The sequence below is a fragment of the Gilliamella sp. Fer1-1 genome (genome assembly GCF_001690825.1).
Classification (GTDB): domain Bacteria; phylum Pseudomonadota; class Gammaproteobacteria; order Enterobacterales; family Orbaceae; genus Gilliamella; species Gilliamella apicola_C.
In genome coordinates this window covers 1-2,727 of sequence record NZ_LZGX01000067.1, presented here as the reverse complement: position 1 = coordinate 2,727, position 2,727 = coordinate 1, and the positions used below count along the sequence as shown (strand labels likewise).

Sequence of the window (2,727 nt, the reverse complement as noted above, 5' to 3'; positions counted from 1 at the left end):
ATTATATTCTGATAGCGCCAAAACCAATAAAGTATACAGCTTTACGATTCAAAAATGGTTTATCGCAAGGAAAGATTATGCAGGTGTAAGTCAGTATGCTGACGCTAAACAATATTGCGAGCAGTTAGGGTATCAAGTACCTATCGTTAACCAACTGACTAATGCTAATTCCCGATATTGGAATCAAGGCTTAGCGGGTCAAGGTAACAACTACCAACGTCGTATTGGTGGTGGGCTTTTAGCTGAGTGGGGGGATATGCATGATTACCAATATCCTGGCAGCAATATGGAAAACTATGCTGTTTATTGGACTCAAAATACGTATCAAGCCGAACGACTCTATAACCTTGTGGTATATGCTAAGGATGGATCCTCTGGTGTTAGAACGTATGGAAGAACAGTTTGTGTAAATTAGTGATATACAGTTATGAACAATTAAATAAACCAGCAATAGCGAGGTACCCTTTTACAAAAATAATTGCACTAGTGTTTTGTATTTATGTGGATTTAAAGGAATAGTAACATGAAATCAAAAAAGCAACTGACGCTAATAAAAAAGAATAAAATAAAATCAGCTAGAAAGTTAACCTGTCGTTTTCCGTTTTTTTATGAGGATAAACAGTACTTGCTTTGTGATTTGTATTTAAAACTCACAAATAACCTAATCACCTTTAAATCAATTTTACCTTTTTGTTGTTTAACGGGGGTTAGCATTCCTTTGTTGGCTGATTTGCCCCAAGTTGAGCCTGTGACAACGGCAAACATCATTCAGGGCTCAGCGCCTTATTTAACATTTGATGGTGGACAAACTCAATCGTGGGATACGGATAGATTTTTAAATATCGAGCTACCTGATGGTAAAGTGCTAACCCCAAAAAACAATCCCTCATCTATAGCTAATCCGATATCATTGCCACGTGATGGTATAAAACTTAGTGATATTAAAACGCTTATTCCATCGGGTCAAAACGCTATTTCAATGACCGATTTGCTGAATAATAATGGTTTTTGGGCGGATAAAGATGGCGATGGTGATATTACCGCAACGGGGAATTTAACCATTACAGGTCGAGATGCCAATGGTACTGAAATGGGATTAGATGATACCTTTCAGGATTGCTATGCGCCCTATAGTATAACAATGCAAAGTGATTATAGTATCTTATCAACGGCTTATGGCGAACCAAAGTCGACTCGGATAGGGGCTAATCGCGCCACTTATTATCTAAATCCGCCTAAAGGTGCTTGTACTTATTCTGTAAAACCTAACCTTTATCTGAGTAATAGTCATAAAGGTAATTGGAGTGGGTCGAATTATTCAGGGCCACCAAGCCAATGGGATGATGCCAAAGGCTTTAAACGTCAAGATCTGAATAACCCAGCATCAAACTTCCCTACAACTGGAATGAATGGGTTACTTTTTGAGATGGATATGGTTGATAGTTTAGGTAGTGAAATGGCGTTTGATAAGTCGCCGTCTACTTCTGGTATTGACTTAAATATAACGGGCAATGGCAGTATAGCTAAGATTCGATTAGTCGGTCCTAAAGATGGCGATAATGCAACCGAGGCTGCAACAGCCGTACCCACTACTTTTATATTATATTCTGATAGCGCCAAAACCAATAAAGTATACAGCTTTACGATTCAAAAATGGTTTATCGCAAGGAAAGATTATGCAGGTGTAAGTCAGTATGCTGACGCTAAACAATATTGCGAGCAGTTAGGGTATCAAGTACCTATCGTTAACCAACTGACTAATGCTAATTCCCGATATTGGAATCAAGGCTTAGCGGGTCAAGGTAACAACTACCAACGTCGTATTGGTGGTGGGCTTTTAGCTGAGTGGGGGGATATGCATGATTACCAATATCCTGGCAGCAATATGGAAAACTATGCTGTTTATTGGACTCAAAATACGTATCAAGCCGAACGACTCTATAACCTTGTGGTATATGCTAAGGATGGATCCTCTGGTGTTAGAACGTATGGAAGAACAGTTTGTGTAAATTAGTGATATACAGTTATGAACAATTAAATAAACCAGCAATAGCGAGGTACCCTTTTACAAAAATAATTGCACTAGTGTTTTGTATTTATGTGGATTTAAAGGAATAGTAACATGAAATCAAAAAAGCAACTGACGCTAATAAAAAAGAATAAAATAAAATCAGCTAGAAAGTTAACCTGTCGTTTTCCGTTTTTTTATGAGGATAAACAGTACTTGCTTTGTGATTTGTATTTAAAACTCACAAATAACCTAATCACCTTTAAATCAATTTTACCTTTTTGTTGTTTAACGGGGGTTAGCATTCCTTTGTTGGCTGATTTGCCCCAAGTTGAGCCTGTGACAACGGCAAACATCATTCAGGGCTCAGCGCCTTATTTAACATTTGATGGTGGACAAACTCAATCGTGGGATACGGATAGATTTTTAAATATCGAGCTACCTGATGGTAAAGTGCTAACCCCAAAAAACAATCCCTCATCTATAGCTAATCCGATATCATTGCCACGTGATGGTATAAAACTTAGTGATATTAAAACGCTTATTCCATCGGGTCAAAACGCTATTTCAATGACCGATTTGCTGAATAATAATGGTTTTTGGGCGGATAAAGATGGCGATGGTGATATTACCGCAACGGGGAATTTAACCATTACAGGTCGAGATGCCAATGGTACTGAAATGGGATTAGATGATACCTTTCAGGATTGCTATGCGCC

The 2,727-nt window shown here is 38.2% G+C and carries 2 protein-coding genes and 1 pseudogene; all 3 read left to right on the top strand.

The window, feature by feature from the left end; genetic code table 11:
- Nucleotides 1–415, top strand: a pseudogene (locus tag A9G28_RS13610) (hypothetical protein); the annotation flags it as partial.
- A 108-nt stretch (nucleotides 416–523) separates the two neighbouring features.
- Complete coding sequence (locus A9G28_RS07980; RefSeq protein WP_065580321.1) at nucleotides 524–2,014, top strand: hypothetical protein; 1,491 nt, start codon at nucleotides 524–526, stop codon at nucleotides 2,012–2,014.
- A 108-nt stretch (nucleotides 2,015–2,122) separates the two neighbouring features.
- Nucleotides 2,123–2,727 (top strand): hypothetical protein (locus tag A9G28_RS07975; RefSeq protein WP_141674717.1); only part of this gene is annotated, 605 nt, incomplete at its 3' end.